This window comes from Spirosoma endophyticum (assembly GCF_900112365.1).
In the GTDB taxonomy this organism is placed as follows: Bacteria; Bacteroidota; Bacteroidia; order Cytophagales; family Spirosomataceae; genus Spirosoma; species Spirosoma endophyticum.
This window is the reverse complement of the sequence record NZ_FOLQ01000003.1, coordinates 364,807-383,618: the sequence shown is the minus strand read 5'-3', so window position 1 is coordinate 383,618 and position 18,812 is coordinate 364,807. Positions and strand designations below refer to the sequence as shown.

Annotated in this window: 11 protein-coding genes; all 11 read right to left on the bottom strand. The window is 48.4% G+C overall.

Annotation, left to right across the window (positions count from 1 at the left end; translation table 11 throughout):
* Window positions 1–18 precede the first annotated feature (18 nt).
* The 11 genes from BM202_RS10645 to BM202_RS10595 all read right to left on the bottom strand — a co-directional run bounded on the left by BM202_RS10645 (window position 19) and on the right by BM202_RS10595 (window position 18,689).
* Window positions 19–1,458, bottom strand: a complete 1,440-nt coding sequence (locus tag BM202_RS10645) for a RagB/SusD family nutrient uptake outer membrane protein (RefSeq protein ID WP_093826277.1) — start codon at window positions 1,456–1,458, stop codon at window positions 19–21.
* Between the two features lie 29 nt (window positions 1,459–1,487).
* Window positions 1,488–5,009: a SusC/RagA family TonB-linked outer membrane protein gene (locus BM202_RS10640; RefSeq protein WP_093825748.1), complete on the bottom strand. Its 3,522-nt coding sequence runs from the start codon at window positions 5,007–5,009 to the stop codon at window positions 1,488–1,490.
* Between the two features lie 93 nt (window positions 5,010–5,102).
* Window positions 5,103–6,134, bottom strand: coding sequence for a FecR domain-containing protein (locus BM202_RS10635; protein WP_093825746.1), 1,032 nt, complete (start codon window positions 6,132–6,134; stop codon window positions 5,103–5,105).
* Window positions 6,135–6,265: 131 nt separating this feature from the next.
* A complete protein-coding gene (locus BM202_RS10630; protein WP_177236556.1) occupies window positions 6,266–6,856 on the bottom strand; it encodes an RNA polymerase sigma factor in 591 nt (196 codons plus the stop codon).
* Window positions 6,857–6,955: 99 nt separating this feature from the next.
* Window positions 6,956–9,145: a beta-N-acetylhexosaminidase family protein gene (locus BM202_RS10625; RefSeq protein ID WP_093825742.1), complete on the bottom strand. Its 2,190-nt coding sequence runs from the start codon at window positions 9,143–9,145 to the stop codon at window positions 6,956–6,958.
* A gap of 55 nt (window positions 9,146–9,200) precedes the next feature.
* A complete protein-coding gene (locus BM202_RS10620) occupies window positions 9,201–10,910 on the bottom strand; it encodes a GMC oxidoreductase (protein ID WP_093825740.1) in 1,710 nt (569 codons plus the stop codon).
* 32 nt (window positions 10,911–10,942) lie between these two features.
* On the bottom strand, window positions 10,943–11,497 hold the full coding sequence (locus tag BM202_RS10615) for a gluconate 2-dehydrogenase subunit 3 family protein (protein ID WP_093825738.1): 555 nt from the start codon (window positions 11,495–11,497) through the stop codon (window positions 10,943–10,945).
* A gap of 147 nt (window positions 11,498–11,644) precedes the next feature.
* On the bottom strand, window positions 11,645–13,096 hold the full coding sequence (locus BM202_RS10610) for a RagB/SusD family nutrient uptake outer membrane protein (RefSeq protein WP_093825736.1): 1,452 nt from the start codon (window positions 13,094–13,096) through the stop codon (window positions 11,645–11,647).
* Window positions 13,097–13,117: 21 nt separating this feature from the next.
* Window positions 13,118–16,618, bottom strand: a complete 3,501-nt coding sequence (locus BM202_RS10605; protein ID WP_245776613.1) for a TonB-dependent receptor — start codon at window positions 16,616–16,618, stop codon at window positions 13,118–13,120.
* Between the two features lie 209 nt (window positions 16,619–16,827).
* A complete protein-coding gene (locus BM202_RS10600; protein WP_093825734.1) occupies window positions 16,828–17,955 on the bottom strand; it encodes a FecR family protein in 1,128 nt (375 codons plus the stop codon).
* A 116-nt stretch (window positions 17,956–18,071) separates the two neighbouring features.
* Window positions 18,072–18,689 carry an RNA polymerase sigma factor gene (locus tag BM202_RS10595; protein ID WP_245776612.1) on the bottom strand — a complete coding sequence of 206 codons (618 nt, stop codon included), beginning with the start codon at window positions 18,687–18,689 and terminating at the stop codon, window positions 18,072–18,074.
* Window positions 18,690–18,812 lie beyond the last annotated feature (123 nt).

The following is an 18,812-nucleotide window of genomic DNA, read 5'->3' as shown; positions in this document are numbered from 1 at the left end:
AATCAACAGGTCTATTACTTACTCATATCCCGGATTTTGCGGAAATAAGGTTCGGTTATTAATCAGTTGAACCTGGCCCAGTGGAATGGCGAAAACCGTCATGTAGTCTTTCATGCCAAGCGATTTCAGGGTATCGAACGCCCGTCCTGTTCTGACCAGATCGAACCAGCGAACCCCTTCAAAGGATAGTTCCAGCCGACGCTCCACATAAATTTTCTCCCGTAACTCATCTTTTGTGAGATTGCTCAGGGCAGCCAGTCCAGCCCTTGTACGAACCTGATTGATAAAAGGAAGAGCCTGAGCGGTTTTACCGTTTTCATTCAGGGCTTCGGCATACATCAGCAGCACGTCGGCGTAACGTATCACTTTCCAGTTCGCCCGGCTATCGTTGGCCGTTCCCACCGGAGTAATGTATTTTTTGGTGTAAGCCTGCGACGTAGCAGACGGGAGTTTGACCGGATTGCCGTTTCTATCGAGAAAGAAATCCTTTTGTACCGTAATGTCTTTGCGCTTATCGTCAACCGTAAACAGGGCGAACAAAGCGGGCGAAGGCGAGTTTGTCTCCGTCAGGCCACCTTTCACGCCAAAGACATCGGCCATTGCGGCTGAGTTCGGGAAAAACCGGTTCGTAAAAACGCTGCCTTCGCCGATACCTTCTTCATATTCAATATCAAAGATGTACTCGCTGTGATGTTCGTCTTTTGTATAGACAAACAGGTCAGTATAGCTGGCTAAAAGCGAGTAGCCTAACGTAGTGACTTCCTGTAATTTAGCTTCAGCCTTCACGAAATCTTTGCGGGTCATATAAACGCGCCCTAAGATCGCTTTGGCCGCTCCTTTCGTGGCCCGCCCAACATCGGCACCGGTATATTTTACCGGTAGGCCATTTTCGGCATCCAGTAAGTCCTTAATAATCAACTCATCGTAAATTTTGTCGGCCTTTTCGCGAGCCTGCGTATAAGCCTCAGCCGTCGCCACGGGCTTGGTCAACAGCGGGACATCTCCGAATATTCTGACCAGATCGAAATACGCAAACGCCCGCAAAAACTTAGCTTCAGCAATATGCCGTGCTTTGTTGGGGACAACAGCCGCATCGGCACTTCCGATTTTGGTCAGAATCGTGTTCGTTCGGTTGATGATGTTGTAGTAGTTACGCCAGGTCGTTCTCAGCAAATCGTTATCGCTGCTCAGGATGAAGGCATCCGAGAAATACCAGGGGTCTGTTTTAACGACTTCCTGCCGGGAGTCATCGCCACGGGCATCACCAAATATCCAGAAATCCTGATACTGCGTCTGTAACGTATTATACGTAGCCACCACTGCATCCTGAAAATCTTTGTCTGTTTTGTACAACGCATCAACGCTTACGGTCGACACGGGCGGTATTTCAATAAAATCTTTACTGCACGACACCATCAGGAGCGATGTCAATGCGAAAAGGCTAACTATCTTTTTCATCGTCGTAGTTTTTTGCAGGCTAATTGACATCAAAAAGTGACATTTAACCCAAACAGGAAGCTTTTAGCCAGTGGGTAGTTATTCAAATCGATACCCGGTGTGAGCGCGTTATCGGTATTGCTGACATCAGGATTGAAGGACGTATTTTTCGTGAACAGAAACGGGTTATTCGCACTGGTATAAACCCGGATCGAACTCAGGGACAGTTTCTTGACCAGTTCACTGGGTAATTGATAGCTAAGCGTGATGTTGTTGATGCGTAGGTACGTACCGGTATCAACGTAGCGTTGGTTGGCCAGACGAATGCCGCCTGTTGGGGCATCGTTCGGCCGGGGGGTCACACCATCGCCGGGGTCCTGTTCTGATTTCCAGTAATTTGCCTGTGAAGACAATGTCCGGCTGCGCGACCGGGTGAGTAGCGTAATGTTCCGGGCGGTGCTGATGACTTCACTCCCACTACTACCCTGCAGGTTGATGCTCAGGCTTATGTTTTTGTAGGAAAACCGGTTGGTCATGCCGTAGTAGAAATCCGGGTATGGCGTACCGATAATCGTGTTGTCATAGTTGTTGATAATGCCATCGGGTGTGCCATTTGGACCACTCACATCGACAAACCGAATGTCGCCCGGCCGAGAACGATCGGCAGCACCGGGGTTATAAACCGGGCCTCTGTCTACATCGGCCTGTGTTTTAAAAATACCATCGGTCAAAAAACCGTAGAACATCCCGATCGGCTGTCCAATCATGGTGATATTGCGGCCAGAAATAATAGGATCTCCCTGAACACCCAATCGAACGACCTTGTTTTTGTAGGTCGAAATGTTGAAATCCGTCGACCAGACTAGTTTATTCTGGAGGTTCAACGTACTGAGGACAAACTCCCAACCCGTATTTTTCACTTCGCCAATATTCTGCAAAGCCGTACTGAATCCGGTAATGTCAGGCACGTTTACATTCAGCAGCAAATCAGTATTTCGGGCCTGAAAATGGTCAAGGTTCATACTCAACCGGCGGTTGAAAAAGCTGGCGTCAAGACCGATGTTGAAGGATTTCTGTTTTTCCCAGGTCAGGTTCGGATTGGCCGGGCGAGCAGGCGCATAACCGCCAATAGCGACACCGCCCAGGTCATATTTTTCGTAATTGATCGTCGGGTAGTGTTCGTAATTACCAATGTTATTATTTCCCGTTTCGCCGTAGCTCACCCGCAGCTTCAATTCGCTCAGACTCTGGACACTTTTCAGGAAGTTTTCATCCGAAATACGCCAGGCCAGTGCCAAAGAAGGGAATATGCCGTATTTATTATTTCCCCCAAAACGGGACGATCCATCAGTACGTATCGACGCCGTCAGGTAGTATTTATCGCTATAGTTATAATTGACCCTCGCCAGGTACGAAATCAACGACCACTGATATAGATTCGACGACCCATCGGTAAGAATACCGCTAACGGCGCTCAACGTAGGGACTAAGTTGTTCGGATACCGATTGCTGGCTAAGAAGCTTGACTCATTCGTTTCTTTCTGAACCGTGAAGCCCCCCAGTCCCGTTACGTTATGTTTTCCAAAACTTTTCCGGTAATTCACGGTGTACTCTGTAAGCCAGTTTAGCGTGTTCGAGGAACTGTCGGTACCCACGGCGGCATTATTGTAGAAAGCCGGAATCTGCGGTCTAAAACGCGACCCTCGGGTGTTATAGGACGTAGCGCCCAGCATCACATTCAGGCTTAGGGCATCTGTGAATTTGTACTCCAGGTTCACGTTGCCCAATACCCGCATACCTTTTCGTTTTCCCTGAATTTCCAGCGCCAGCGCGGCTGGATTTAACAGAATCGTCGAGGCATCGAGGTTGGAGTAAACGAAGTAGCTTCCATCGGAATTATACAACGGATAATAGGGTTGGGCAGAAGTTGCCTGCGCGATGATCCCGTCATTATCGCCCCCACCGGGGCCGCTGGCCGTCACGACTTTAGCGTCTGTGTAAGCCGTATTGAAGTTCATGCGAACCGATAATTTGTTCGTGAGTTTGGCATCAATATTGGCCCGCAACGAATACCGATTGAAGTTGCTATTCAGGATAATACCCTCCTGATTGAAGTATTCGCCACTGATCGCATATTTCACGTTTTCGCTACCACCCGACGCCGATAGCTGATACTGACTTTGTGGCGCGGTACGTAACACGCCATCCAGTGCATCCGTGTTGTACGTATTTTTCCCGGACAGCACATCCTGAATTGTCTGCGGCACGGGAATCGCCCAGCCCGTGAACGGACCCGATACGTTATTGCCGTTATCAATATTCCGGTTGCGAATGCCGTCGAAGTAATACTGCGCTTGTTGATTGGCATTCAGGAATTCAGGCCGTTTCAATACGTTTTGAAACCCGTGATACGTATCGAAACTGATGGTTGCCTTCCCCGTTTTCCCACGCTTTGTATTGATGATAATAACGCCATTGGCACCCCGTGAGCCGTAAATTGCAGTTGCCGATGCATCTTTCAAAATATCCATGCTCTCCACGTCATTCGGGTTCAGCGTCTGAATATTATCAATCGGGAATCCATCGACAACGTATAAGGGGTTGGAACCCGCCGAGATACTACCAATGCCCCGAATCTTGATCTGGGGCGCTGCGCCAGGATCGCCGGAAACGGTTTTTACCTGTACACCCGCCACTTTCCCCAACAGTGCCTGATCAATACGGGCTACGGCTAATTCTTTGATTTCCTGCGTACTCACTGACCCAACGGAACCCGTTAAATCTTTTCGCTTTACCGTACCATAGCCAACCACCACAATTTCGTCGAGGGTTTTGTTGTCGGCTTTAAGCACCACGTCTACCGTGCTTTTGTTGCCAACGCTCACTTCCTGCGATAAATAGCCGACAAAGCTGAAAATCAACGTAGCAGTCGTATTGGGTACGTCGATTTTGTAACGTCCCTGCGCGTCGGTGGTCGTTCCTTTTTGTGACCCCTTTAATAGAATACTCACACCCGGAAGGACTTCTCCCTTATCATCGGTAACGGCCCCTTGAATGGTAATATCGGCGATCTGGATTGGATTTACCGGAATGTCACTCAATTTCAAATAGTTATCCTGTCCGGACTTAAGTTCCAGCGAATTATACAAAAACCCCTGGTCAGCCGATGCTTTCAGTACCCCTTTCTCTGTTGTTTTTGCATCAGACGCAGGCCGGTTATCGTTGCCTGGCGAAAAAATCAGATAGGATTTCTTGCCGTAACGCTCATAGTTCAATCCGAACGGTATCAATATACGTTCTAATTTTCCTTCCAGACTTTGCTTGTTTTCCAACAGGCTCCGCTCTACTGTTTTGTTCTTCAGTAGATTGTCGTTGAACTCAAAAATGACCTTGTGATGCTTGCTCAGTACGGCCAGCGCTTCGTTCAACGAAAGTCGGGTAGATGTTACTTCGCCCTGAAACGGTGGTTGCGGATAATTGGCCGCAAATGTTTGGGCCCTGGCTGCGTCTGACAGCAAAAAGAGGCACGGAAGCAGCAAAAAAAACAGAACTGCTCGTAGTGATTGAGACATTCTTTTTCTAGGTTTAGGGTTTACAATTGATTCCGCCCGTCCTTCTGCAACTCGTCCGGCAAGACCTCACGCAGCAAGGGCGGGATTTTTTTATCACTTCAGGTGAAAGACTTTTCCATCCTTATGAATGTCAATGGGATACATTTTGGCCAGTTTGTCGAAGAAAATCTCAGCCGAATCAGCGGGAAATGAACTGGTGAAAGTTTCCTGTTTCAGCGCCGGATTGTCGATCACTACGTCGATGTTATACAAGTCTTTCATCATGTCAGCAATCTCGACCAACGACTTCTGTTTAAACAGAATAACTTTTTCCTTCCAGGATGTGTAGTCATCAATTTGCACAGGCTGTTTCACCAACGGCGCTTTTTCAGCGGCCTGACTCACTTTTTCGCTGGGTTTGAGCAATACAGTATTCGTCTCGTTTTGCTCATCAATAACTTTCACAGAACCGTGTTCCAGCGCAACATCAACTTTTTCCCGACGGTTAATTACGTTAAATGCAGTCCCCAGCACCTGAATTGTCAACTTGTTAGCGTGAACGATAAAGGGAACTTTGCTACCATTTACCGTTCGCTTCGCTACGTCAAAAAAAGCTTCGCCTTCAATCCAGACTTCGCGGGTCGATTGTTCTAAAAAGTCGTTCGACAACTTCAGTTTTGAGTTGGCATTTAGGGTTACAGTCGAGCCGTCGGCTAGTTTCACCTGCCGCATTTCCCCAAAAGCCGTCTCAATTTCTTTGGTTTGCCAGTTGGAATAGAACAGCCCAAAACTCACCAGCAATACGGCAATACTGGCAGCCGCCATCCAGCCAAATCGTTGCCACATAGGTCTTGACAATGCTGACTCACGCCCTAATGGAACGACAGGCGTTTCATTCATTTCGGCTGGGTTCATATTTGCCTGAATAGTCTGCCACATCGCTGCCCGTTCGGTCGGACTCCAGGTTTCGCCGAATGAAATTGTCTGAACCAGCCACTGCGCTTTTTTAACGACTGGCCGTTTCTCCGGATTTTCAGCAAGCCAGTTTTGCCAGAATGATTCGCTTTCGAGGTCGTGTTCAAGCACCCATCGCTGAAAGAAATAATCGGTGGCAAAATCTTCCTCGTTGAAGTGAAGGTAGTTCATCACAAAAAATGAGTAATGAGGTTGAATGTGGGATTACACTTTTAGAGAAAGGCGAAAGTGATTTTTGTAACCTTTGAAAAAGGGAAATTTTTATAAAAAAATCACAAAAAATTTAAACTACTGATAATCAATTATATATATAGAAGCAAAAAGAAAGGCAATAACAAATCAATGTTGTTGATGAATGTCTGTCTGAGTGTTTTAATAGCGCGGTGAATCGTATTTCGTAGCACCTGATAGTCGAGTCCAGTCAGGTTCGTTATCTCCTCGTAACTCAACTTTTCGAAAAAGCGGAGGAAAACTATCTCTTGCTGGCGGGGAGGTAAGGCGCGAATGGCGGCTTGCAATTTATGAGCGTTCGATTCTTCAATTTCCTCAAAATCAAGTAGATGATGATGCTCCAGCGATAACGTATCATCAGGGAATATATCGGTCGTTAGTCTTTCCTTCAGAACGTCTTTGAGAATGATTCGACGTAACGAAGCCATGAGATAGTACTTGACAGATTGTGGTACGGTCAGGTTCTCACGTCGGTTCCAGATTTGAATAAAAAGCTCCTGAACAGAATCCTGCACTAACTCCCGGTTATAGGAAACAGACAGACCATATTTTAATAACCAGTCAGAATATTTCTCGTAGAAAAAGGCCAACGCGTCCTGTTCACCGCCAAGAAGCCGCAACCACCAGTCCGTTTCACCTTCCTGTTGAACAGAGGAATTCATTACACGATTAGCAGATACCATTTCGTTGAATCAGTTAGCAAGTTAAACAGACAACTTGGTTTTGTTCTACAATTTCACTTTTCCTTACAGTTTATTTGTCTATTTTTCCCCAATTACATTACTTTGTTCCGCTAGCTTGATATCCCGCTCCACCTGTGGCAAAAACTTCGTCCAGGAGAAGTATTGGGCATCTTTATAGGCATTTTCTTTCGATACGTATCCGTCAACGTAAGGCACTTCGTGATAATGACTGGCGGTTAATTCACTTACTTTTCGCCAGTGATTCAGGCAGTTATTCAGCAGCGCAATCGCTTGTTGTTGCTGAGATCTATCTTGGGACAGTCGATACGTTTGTAAGGATACGCCAGCTCTGAGTTTATCGGCAAAGTAGCGGCTTAGATAAGCCCATGTTTCCAGATCCGCCAGCTCGCAGATTAACGTAGCATTCGTCGTAGAACGCAGTTGCTGCACGTGCGTAAGAATGGTTTTACTATCAGCATCCAGCCAATCGGCGAGGGTTACCGGGCTAACTTTCCCGGCAGACAAGGTCTTCTTAGCCTGAATCAAATCGACGTAGTCTTTGATAGAAACATAAGTCGGGTCCAGGGGTGAATGAGCGATTAATTCGTTGACCGAAATGAAGGAAGAAACGTCATCCTGAAATCCTTTACTGGCCGAAAAGGGAGCCAGAAAGCCTTCCGAGTACAACGTATAATCCCAGGTAGACCCGTAAAAAGAAGCTAGCCGAAGCGGCATTTGACTGGCAGCCGCAGTCGCTTCCAGCATCAACTTCCCGGATTTCAATCCATAACGATGGGCGAAACTGGCTTCAAATACGGCATCGGGTGTAGTAGGATCATAGAGCAGACGCCCCCATAGCTCATAAAACAGCCACTGCTTTTCGAAAGCGTATGTCCAGGTCCGGTGCGCATTATCGACATGAGAATAATCTTTTGCCGGAATATATCCCTCAGAACCAACGAAATAACCGTTGACGTATGAAGCCGTATTTTGCGCAATATGCCGCCGAATAAAATCAGGTTGCCCCCAGCGGAGAATGAAAAAATCCTCATTCCGAATCATCCATTGAACCCGGTAATTAGCCGGAAGTGGATTCCAGTAGCCATCGTCCCGCTTACCCGAATGCGAATCATGCGTGAGGGCGAGCACAGGCGTAGAGTGTCCATGCGACCAGTTAAACTTGATCTCAACCAGCGTCGTATCCGGCAGATGGGCGTTGTTAATGACGCGTCGCATCTCACCCGGATCGGCCGAGAGAACCGAGCGATGCAGTAGCTTGACTGGCCGATTGGCAGCTTTAATACCGGCTATGATCGTTTCCTCAAGCCAGTCTTCGCGATCTTTGGGCGTCATGTCGGGCAACGTAGCGCCTTCGGCTTTGAAGTTGCTCATCCAGTCGGCTAGTGTAATGCCAATGCCCGCCAGATCAGGATATTCGTTGATAACCTGCGTCACAACTTCACGCGTGTATCGCTTCACAACGGCCGAGGTATCGTTACGTTCCTTAACCCCGTAGTGCTTGGCAAATTCGGGTGATACCGCAATGTTCCAGTTGACAATGTACGGCTCGATGCCCCGCTCTTTCGCCATCCGAAACAGACTCGTCCAGAACTGCTTCCAGTCAGCCATCTCCTTCGTCGAAAAGCTGTTTGCTTCCGGGAAATTGGTGGGTTTCACCATAAATGAGAATGGATGAATGTTCCAGAGCGACAGAACATTAAACCGATTCTCGGCCATCTGATCCAGCATCCGCTGCCAGTACGACAAATCACGGCATACGTCCTTATGAACTTCCATGGCCGGGCCAGACCGGTAAGACGACCAGGGCAGATTGACCTTCAACGCCCGAACGGTAAAATGCGGATTTACTTTTTTAGACGTAAGCGTTTTCCAGCTTTTCCCCATCCGAATTTGCTCGGCCACATCCATCGCGCCGTACATTGCCCCCGTCGCATCGACCGCCGTTATCAGAAGAGTATTGTTCTGGTAACGTAGCTGATAACCTTCTTTACCTGGTGTTGATCCCGTTCCATCGGCTAGCACACGAATCGAAATATTGGCGGTTGCCGCGTTCACCGAAAGCGGAATTACCTTGACTGACTGACCAGCTTTTTGGAGTGCTTTTTCCAAATGGGTTATTCCAAAACGTATTGGCTTACTCGTCGTATCGAAGGCAATGCCAATGGCTGATTTCGTTTCCCTGGTTTGTGCGGACACATATTGAGGAAACGAAATCAGTATACACAGCCAGAAAACAACGTAATGCATTCTCATAATTAATTCGGCAGTTCGGCGTAGTCTCTTACTGCACTCAGCAGCTAACTCACAGATTTCGCGCTTTTAATTGCTCGACAGCGTGGTTAGCGGCACGGGCGGTTAGTGCCATATACGTGAGCGACGGGTTTACGTTCGAGGACGAAGCCATCGCTGATCCATCCGTTACGAACACGTTTTTGCAGGTATGCACCTGATTGAACTTGTTCAGAATTGACGTTTTGGGGTCTTTTCCCATACGTGCCGTGCCCATTTCGTGGATGCCCAAACCCATGTGCGCGACGGGATTATCGTAGGCCACTACGTTCTTGAAACCGGCGGCTTCCAGCATTTCGGCGCCATCGTTCATAATGTCTTTTCGCATGGCTAGTTCATTTTCACCAAAGTCAGCATCGAAAACGATCTGCGGCAAGCCCCACTTATCTTTCTGATCTTCGCTGAGCGTGAAGCGGTTGTTTGGATTCGGCAGGACTTCACCAAAACCGCTGAGATTGATTTTCCACGGTCCCGGCTGCGTCATTTTTTTCTTAAAATCAGCGCCGAAACCCGGTTCGGTAGCCCCTCGCGAATAATCAGCGCGGCTGGCACCACCCTGATAACCAAATCCCCGGAGGTAGCTGCGTTTGTCGTTGCCCCAGTTACGGAAGCGGGGGATGTACAAGCTACCCGGACGCGCTCCGAAAAAATAGTCGTTTTCAAACCCTTCGATGTCGGCCCTTGCCCCAATCGCCAAGTGGTGATCCATCAGGTTGCGCCCTAGTTGATCGCTGTCGTTGCCCAGTCCATTTGGGAAACGTGCCGATTTCGAGTTCATCAGGATGGACGTAGAGCCAATGGTGCCTGCATTGAGGAAGATCACTTTGGCGTAGAATTCCCGCACTTCCATGGTATTCTGATCGATCACCCGTACGCCTTTGGCTTTCTGTGCTTTATCATCCAGGATGATTTCCTTCACAATGGCATTGTGTACCATCGTCACCCGGTTGGTTTGGCGAGCGGCTGGCAACGTAGCGGCCAGTGAACTGAAATACGCACCAAACGGGCAACCCCGCGAACAACGGTTTCGGAACTGGCAGGTTGCCCGACCCACCGCCGTATGTTGTGGACCCGGCTTGGTCAGGTGTGCTACCCGGCCAATGGTGATGGGACGATTCAGTTTTTGCGCCACCGATTTTTTCAAATGAATTTCGGGAGCGGTCATGGCCATTGGCGGCAGAAAGTTACTGTCCGGCAGCACGGCCAAACCCTCGGCCTGACCGCTGATACCGACGAATTTTTCGACGTAGTTATACCAGGGCACCAACTCATTGTATCCAATCGGCCACTCGACCCCAAGCCCCTGCTTGGCATTCGCCAGAAAATCCTCCTGGTTCCAGCGATACGTATGCTTGCCCCACAACAGCGACTTACCGCCGGTATGATACGCCCGAATCCAGTTGAAGGGACGTTTCTGGATGTACGGGTTTTCTTTGTCGTTCGTGTACAGGTATTGCGAGCCTTCTTTGGCCGAGAAATACATCGTAGCGTAATGTTCCTCAGCCGCTACGTTGGAGATTTTGCCCCGGTGTTCGAACTCCCAGGGATCTTTGAAGGCTGTTTTATAATCTTCGACGTGCTTGAGTTCGTAGCCCCGTTCGAGCACCAGCACCTTCAACCCTTTTTCGGCTAGTTCCTTCGCGGCCCAGCCACCGGTCATGCCTGATCCAACGACAATGGCGTCGTATGTCTGGTCTTTTTCTGCTTGTATGTTCAGATTCATAGTCTTGGCTTTTGGTACGGTTGATGACTGGCTTAGGCCTGATTGCCGTACATGAAATCTTTTTGGCCAGGCTTGATCTTGATAGCCTCAAATTTTCCGGGAATGGGCTGATAATCAAACGATGCTTTAATGCCCCCTTCCGACGTAAAATAGCCCAGCAACGTCTGCTCTTTAATCAATTGCCAGAACGATGGATTCGTACTTTTCTGCGCTTCGGCCTCAATCTTCGTTAACGTAGCAATCTGTTGATCAGGCGACAATGTCAGGAAACCTTTCTGGTCAAGATCACCAAGACCGGCCAGGAATAAATCCTGCGCGGGCTTTTTGTAGCAGTCTCGAAGCATGATCTCAATAAAGTCGGGCACGCCGACATCGAGCGCTCCAACGGTATCGGTATGAGGTATGATTAAGTCGGCAACTCGGGCCATAATCGCGTGCTGCGTCTCGTTCAAAAACGCCCCTATCTGACTGCGTGGCGTTCCAGACATAGCGATTTGCTCCCATCTGTTCATGGCCTGTAGCGTTGGGGCTGAAAAAACTCCGCCCAGCATCCAGGCAACCCGCGTTACTGCTTCCCGTCTGTTCATTCGTGTTTTGATTAGAACCTGTCTGCAAAAAAACTTACTACTAGTCTAGAACTACCCCCAACCCCCTGAAGGGGACTTTAGCCGAGTATGAGGGAAGCCCCCTTCAGGGGGTTGGGGGTAGTTCTAACAAAAGCCTACTACGTCCATTTAATACCCCGGATTCTGCTTGATTTTATCTTTATTTATGTCAATCTGGCTTTGTGGAATGGGAAATACTAAATTATTGTCGGTCAGAAGATTGACCAGGCGAATCTGATCTTTCTTACTGTTCATGACAGCAATCGCCCGACCGGTACGTACTAAATCGAACCAGCGTTGTCCTTCGAAGGCAAACTCAACCCGCCGTTCCTGTTCCATCGCTAACCGGAATGATTGCTGATCTGGAATATCGGCCGTGGTTTTAGCTTTCAAACCGGCCCGAGTCCGAATCTGATTCAGGTACGTAAGTGCCGGACCCGTTGCCTGATAACCTACTTCGTTTAAGCTTTCGGCATACATCAGCAAAACGTCGGCGTACCGAATAACCGGGATGTTGTTGCCATTGTCGTTATTGACGACTGGCGTGTCGAAATACTTCTTCACGTAGCTGGCCTGTACCGTTTGCCCACTGGCATTGACATAGGACGTAGCGAGCGATAAATCTTTACGAACGTCGCCCGCTTCGAACGATTTCACCAGATCGTCGGTGGGTTGGTTGTTGCCGTTTCCACTGAAGTTAATGACCGCGTTTCCCGAATTCTGCGGGGCAAACAGGTTAGGCCAGGGGTTGCCCTCGCCCGCTCCACCCGATTTGTACTGCACATCAAACACCGACTCTTTGTGGTTTTTATTCGCCACTCTAAACACGTCGACATAGCTGGGCAGAATCGTGTAAACGTTCAGGTCAATGACCTCCTTAAGTTTGGCAACCGCCTGCGGATACTTCTTTTCCGTAAGCAACACTTTGCCTAACAGTGCTTTAGCAGCACCTTTCGTTGCCCGGCCAATATCGGCTCCCGTATACGTAGTGGGCAACACGCCATCGGCTTCTGAAAGATCTTTCTCAATTTGCGCGTATACCTCTGCTTTCGGATTGCGTGTGTAGGCATATCCTTCGTCGGGATCGTTGATGGCTTTGGTGACCAGCGGCACATCCCCGAACGTTTGAACCAGGTAGAAATAAACCAGCCCGCGCAGAAATTTCACTTCCCCAACGTAGCGGCTCTTGAGGCTTTCGTCCATCGTGATGCCGCCAACTTTATCCAGAATCGTATTGAATCGAGCAATGGCTGAATACGAATCATTCCACCGACCGTTGATGTACGGATTCGTGGTTTTGATATAAAAGCGATCAAATTCATCCTGATCGGTGATAGAGCCAGACGCAACGGGCAACGTATTATCTGACGCTATTTCGCCAAAAACGTAGCTGTTCCCAATAATACCATCGGCTTGTAGCGCGGCATAACTACCACTTACGGCGTTTCGAATATCGTCGCCCGTTTTGTAAAAATTGTCCGTCGTAGCGTTCGATATGGGATTTAAATCCAGGTATTGCTGACTACATGAACTGATGAACAGACCAGTCAGAAGGAAAGTAAGAATTTTATATAACTTCATGATTGAAAGGTCGTTACGAGTTTAAAATCCTGCACTAATGCCAAAGGTTACGGTTCGGGCCAACGGATACGCCCCGTAGTCAATTCCGGCCGATAGCGGACTTTCGTAGTTGCTTACTTCGGGACTGTAATTAAGGTATTTTGTGAACGTGTGCAGATTTTGTGCCGACACATAGATCCGTACCTGCTGAAGTTTGGCTTTATTGATCAGGGCGGTTGGTAGCCGATAGCCTAAGCTGACGTTCTGAATCCGCAAATAGCTGGCATCTTCAACCCAGCGCGACGAGATGGCGTTGTTGTTGCCCGTGCTACGTTCGTTGGCGCGGGGTGTTATCCCATCGCCCGGCTCGCTTTCCGAACGCCAGCGACGCAAGGCCGTCGTCATTTGGTTCTGGTTGCCTTCCATATTGTCATAATACCGGCGTCCCAGATTGAGGATTTTACCACCCTGCGTCCCCTGAATCGTGATGTTCAGATCAAAGCCTTTGTAGCTGAACGAATTCGTTAAGCCGTAAATAAAATCGGGCTGGTTGTTGCCTAGAATCGTCCGGTCATTTGCGGTGATTTTGCCATCACCGTCGATATCGGCATATTTCACATCGCCGGGCCGGGACGTAGCATCATGCGGATTTGCGTCCAGATCAGCCTGGTTCTGGAAAATTCCGAGTTGCTTGTAGCCGTAAAAACTGCCAATGGGTGAGCCGATCTGCGTAATATTCAGGTCGCTGATGCTACCACTTGCCGTTCGGATTGGGTCACCGTTGGGGCCAAGCGCCAGCACCTTGTTTCGGTTGAAGGACAAATTGACCGTCGTGTTCCAGATAAATCCCTTGGTGAAATTGCGGGTATTGATGGCGAACTCCCACCCCTGATTCTCCATCTTACCGATATTTTTGTAGGCCGTCGTGAAACCCGTGAGCGACGGCACATTCACCGATAACAACAGGTCTTTCGTGATGCGATGATAGTAATCGACGATCAGGTAAATGCGGTTATTAAAAAGACCTACATCGATACCAGCATCAAATTGCTGGTTTTTTTCCCAGCCCAGTTTAGCGTTTCCTAACGTAGACGGGGCTAGACCGTTGACCAGATTATTGTTAAAACTGTAATTATCAGGCCGTAACAGCGCTACGTAGGGGTAATTATCGGCGAAGGCATTATTCCCTGAAAGGCCGTAACTAGCTCGTAGTTTAGTTTCTGAAATAGCGCGTATATTTTTCATAAACGGCTCTTCACTAATTCGCCAGCCCAGCGAACCCGCTGGAAACGTACCCCAGCGATTCTCCGGTCCGAAGATGGACGAGCCATCCCGACGAACCGAAATGTTAGCCAAATACTTGCCCTTGTAATTGTAGTTGGCGCGGGCAAAATAGGAAACCGAGGCATTGGCCGCTTTGAATGACCATGCCGTTGTTGTCGAGCCCGAAGCGCTGGCATTCAGCGTTTCGACGACATCATTAGCGTACGAACTCGCCGAGGAACTGCTCGACTGAAACTTAGTCGACGTCGCTTCCATCCCGACCAGCGCTTCGAAGTTGTGTACAGAATTAATGCTCTTGGTGTAACTGAGTACCTGGTTGAACAGCAAGTTTATACTCTGATCAGAATAGGTCGTTCCCATCGCCGTAGTTGGCGGCAACAGGTTACTCAACGGCATTCTGGAGCTACGATACGTATTACGCCGGTTGTCGCCAAAATTGATATTGGCCGATGCCCGGTAATTGAAATTGGTCAAGAAACCATAATCAGCATACATGTTTCCCAGCAAATTAGCCGATGTGTAGGGGCTGTTGTACTCCATGATATTTGCCAACGGATTGGTCACGCCCGGCAGGTTGTAGGGTGCCGCCAGCGCCAGCTGCGACGAATACGATCCATCGGCGGCATAGGTCGGGGCCATCGGAATAGCGGCCAGAGCGGCCGTAATGATGCCCTGATTGAACCACTGATTTTCGGCCGTTACTTCCTGGGTTGTCTTGAATGATGGGTTCAGATTCAGGCCAATCTTGAGTTTTGGTAGCAGGTTTACTTCGACATTGGCCCGAAAAATATAGCGGTCCAGCGATGATTTCAGGATAATTCCATCCTGTTTCAGGTAACTCCCACTCACCAGGTACCGTACCTTTTCAGTACCGCCAGAAATCGACAGTTGATAGCTGCTCATCTTGGCTTTTCGGAAAATCTGATCCTGAAAGTCGGTATACGGCAAGGCCGCTACTTTAGCGGGGTCGTCGTAGTTAAACCACTCAAACAGATCACCCCGGGGATACCGGTAGCGCAGATAACTCGCTGGTCGAACGTTGTTTGGATCGGTTATTTTTGCACCCGGTACGTTGTCCAGATACGCATTATTAGAACCCTCTTTGGCAAAATCCGCGTATTGCTGTGAATTCAGCAAATCAATTTTCTTGCTGACTTCCTGAAAACCCGTATACACATCGAAATTAACATTGGTACGTCCGGGTTTACCGCGTTTAGTGGTCACCAGCAACACGCCATTCGATCCTTTCGACCCATAAATTGCGGTAGACGACGCATCTTTCAATACGTCGATGCTTTCAATATCAATGCTGTTCAGCAGACCAAATACACCGGACCCTACAATATTCCCATCAACCACAATCAATGGCGACGTACCGGCGCTGATGGAGCCAAATCCCCTGACTTTAATAGCGGGTGTACTACCCGGTGCACCGCTGCTTTGCTGAATGATAACCCCCGGAATTTTCCCCTGCAAGGCGTTTGCTACGTTCGAAACGGGCATATCCCGAATTTCGCCCATCGGCACCGACGCAATGGCCGACGTAACATCCGACCGTTTCTGCGTTCCATACCCCACGACAACGACTTCTGCCAACGATTTGTCATCAGTAGCCAACACGACCGCAAGAGTCGTTTGATTGCCAACGAGGACTTCCTGCTTCAGATAACCGACAAAGCTGAAAACCAGGGTCGCTTCAGTATCGGCCATGTCTATTTTAAACTGCCCCTGTGCATCGGTTGTCGTGCCTCGCTGTGTGCCCTTCACCAGTACGTTAACGCCCGGCAGCGTTTCGCCTTTCGGGTCGGTTACGGTTCCGGCAACTGACCTAAGAACGGATTCTGTTGTTGCGGGCATCGCAGTTTGGTCAATATCGGCCGGAATGGGTTTAGCTGGGCGATCGGGGCGGATAACGATGTTATTTCCACTTACTTCATACGTTAGCTGAAGCGGTTTCAGGACACGATTCAAGAGATCAACAAGCGGTTCGGCCTGGCTACGTACCGATATTTTACGATCCGATTGAATAAGTTGAGAACTGAATACAAATCGCACATCAGCCTGTTTTTCAATCTGATGCAGCACTTTTTTAACATTCTGCCCCTCAACCAGAATCGTAATCTTCTGATCGAGGAGTTGCTGGGCCTTCCCATCACGTGCCCACGAAATTCCGGCTAACGCACAGACCAGAAACCATTGGATAAAAGTGATACGCATGAGTGCTAGGAGACGGTCATCTGCCAGTTGCAGTTTTTTCATACATTTGTACGGATTTGTTGGGTGAACGAAAAATTCGACAAAATCCCCCCTAATCCATTCATTGTCAGTGAATGACTTCGGCTTGTCAGGTCAGTAAGTAAGGGGGAGTTATTGGGGTCAGCTATGCGGGAACATGGCTGACCTTTTTTAATTGGGAGAGATGTTCATGTACGTGTAAAAAGAGTTAGGATTTAGGAATACTATACGAATTATTGGCAACGTTGGCCACCCGTAATAACCACCTGATTGCCCTGAACCGTGTATTGGGCTTCCAGCGCTTTACAGATCACCGATAGTTTTTCATCGAGTGGTTGCCCTACGAGCGACGCCGATAGTGGGCATTCTCCCAGCAATGACTCATCATAGCTGATGTGAACCCCGTAGGCAAGCTCAAGCGTTTTAAATACGTCTGATATGGGAGTTTCATCAAAGTCAAAAGACTGTTTAGCAACAACTTGTATATCGGGTTGCGTAAACGCTGAAACTGTATCGGGCGTGCGGACCAAACGATGGCTTTCGGCCATGTATTCAGCACTCTGATTGGGCGTTAGCACCATACCATCCAGCGCGGGATCGATGGCTTTTTCACGAACAGTCGGCGACTCTTCCAAGGCATAAACAGCAACTTTACCCGTTTTTACGGCCACTTTTATGGGTTGATCTGATTCTGGCGCATCAACCATAAAGCTGGTTCCCAGCACTTTAGTAGCAACACCGCGTGTGTATACCAAAAACGGGCGGGTCGGATCTTTAACGACTTCAAAAAAAGCTTTCCCGACAAGATATACCTCACGTCGCTGGAATGTATCGGGATAACTCAGACGACTGCCCGCCTGAAGCACGACCGAGCTGCCATCGCTCAGCAAGATCGTCATTGGCTTGTCGGTATCGTTACGTGTTTCGTGTAGGGAACTACCCTTCGGAGTAGCCTGCACAAATTGCTGATAACTTTCGGATTGATTCGCGTTTCTCTGGCTATACCAATAGGCCGTTACGGCCAAACCCAGCACAAGTGCAACCGTAGCGGCCATCTGCATCCAGTTCCAGCTGGTTCTGGTCGCCCGAATGAAAGGTGTGCTACGTTTTTCTTCTCGTACCTGTTTCTGAATCGTCTCGCGCATCGATTGACTTTGAGCCGCCGATGGCAGATTTTGGCCCGTTTGCTCCACCAATACCAGCACGTAATGACGAGCTGTCTCAACGACTGCTTTTTTATCCGGATAAGCCACCAGGAATTGCTGCCAATAGGCGTTCTGATTTTCGTCCGGATGTTTTACCCAGGCGACAAAATCCGGGTCTTCCAGAAAATCTACCAGTGAAAAGGAGGCTTGTTTCATAGCTTGAGTAAAGGGTATCTACACAAGAAGTTATAGAACTATTCCCCCTTCATTAAGAAAGAAGCAGAAAATGATCGGTTGACCTCTTTTTTAGAGAGAAATATTTCTAAAAAATATCACATGCTCAACAATAGCCAGGAAATCAGTAGTGAGCCGATAAGCCAGTTGCGGCTTTGACGTAATGACGTGAGTGCCCGGTGAATGAAATTGCGAACCGACTTCTCGTTGACGTCCATAATCTGGGCGATTTGGCTAATGCTAAAGTCGTCGTAGTAATAAAGCGTGAGCGCTTCTGCCTGCCGTTTGGGCAAATGGGCTAATAGTTCCTGAATACGTCGGGTGAGCATCGCTTTGGACTCCTGTTCAATCTGCACCGTTTCTTCGGTGATTGACATCGGCGTAGCCTCTTCGTCGGCAATCTCGTCTATATTTTCGCTGGATTGGTATTTTCCCTGAATCCGTTGAATCCGGCGACGTAGTGAACGGTATAAATAAAATTTTATGGATAGAATGTCTTCGGATAAGGAAGCCCGCATGCGCCAGACATCGATAAATACCTCCTGAACAGCATCTTCGATAAGTGCCGAATCGGCAGCAAGTTTGCTCCCATAATTGTAGAGTGTCCGATGGTATCGGTCAAAAATAGCCGTAAATGCCAGTTCATTCCCTTCGCGCAGGCCGCGCCAAAGTTGCTGATCGTTGGAATTGATCCAGGAAGATGGTAGACTGGCCACTGGTGATTAAAACAACTGGTTTCTATAGAGCCTATAATTAGATAAACTTAATTATAGATTCGCAAAATACAATTAGTTTATAAATAGTGGCTGACAAATGATGTGATAAAATTGACCTGTTAC

Bases quoted from the DNA above. Each gene is read 5' to 3' on its own strand.
- BM202_RS10645 (WP_093826277.1), bottom strand. From the start codon at position 1,458: ATGAAAAAGATAGTTAGCCTTTTCGCATTGACATCGCTCCTGATGGTG.
- BM202_RS10640 (WP_093825748.1), bottom strand. From the start codon at position 5,009: ATGTCTCAATCACTACGAGCAGTTCTGTTTTTTTTGCTGCTTCCGTGC.
- BM202_RS10635 (WP_093825746.1), bottom strand. From the start codon at position 6,134: ATGAACTACCTTCACTTCAACGAGGAAGATTTTGCCACCGATTATTTC.
- BM202_RS10630 (WP_177236556.1), bottom strand. From the start codon at position 6,856: ATGAATTCCTCTGTTCAACAGGAAGGTGAAACGGACTGGTGGTTGCGG.
- BM202_RS10625 (WP_093825742.1), bottom strand. From the start codon at position 9,145: ATGCATTACGTTGTTTTCTGGCTGTGTATACTGATTTCGTTTCCTCAA.
- BM202_RS10620 (WP_093825740.1), bottom strand. From the start codon at position 10,910: ATGAATCTGAACATACAAGCAGAAAAAGACCAGACATACGACGCCATT.
- BM202_RS10615 (WP_093825738.1), bottom strand. From the start codon at position 11,497: ATGAACAGACGGGAAGCAGTAACGCGGGTTGCCTGGATGCTGGGCGGA.
- BM202_RS10610 (WP_093825736.1), bottom strand. From the start codon at position 13,096: ATGAAGTTATATAAAATTCTTACTTTCCTTCTGACTGGTCTGTTCATC.
- BM202_RS10605 (WP_245776613.1), bottom strand. From the start codon at position 16,618: ATGAAAAAACTGCAACTGGCAGATGACCGTCTCCTAGCACTCATGCGT.
- BM202_RS10600 (WP_093825734.1), bottom strand. From the start codon at position 17,955: ATGAAACAAGCCTCCTTTTCACTGGTAGATTTTCTGGAAGACCCGGAT.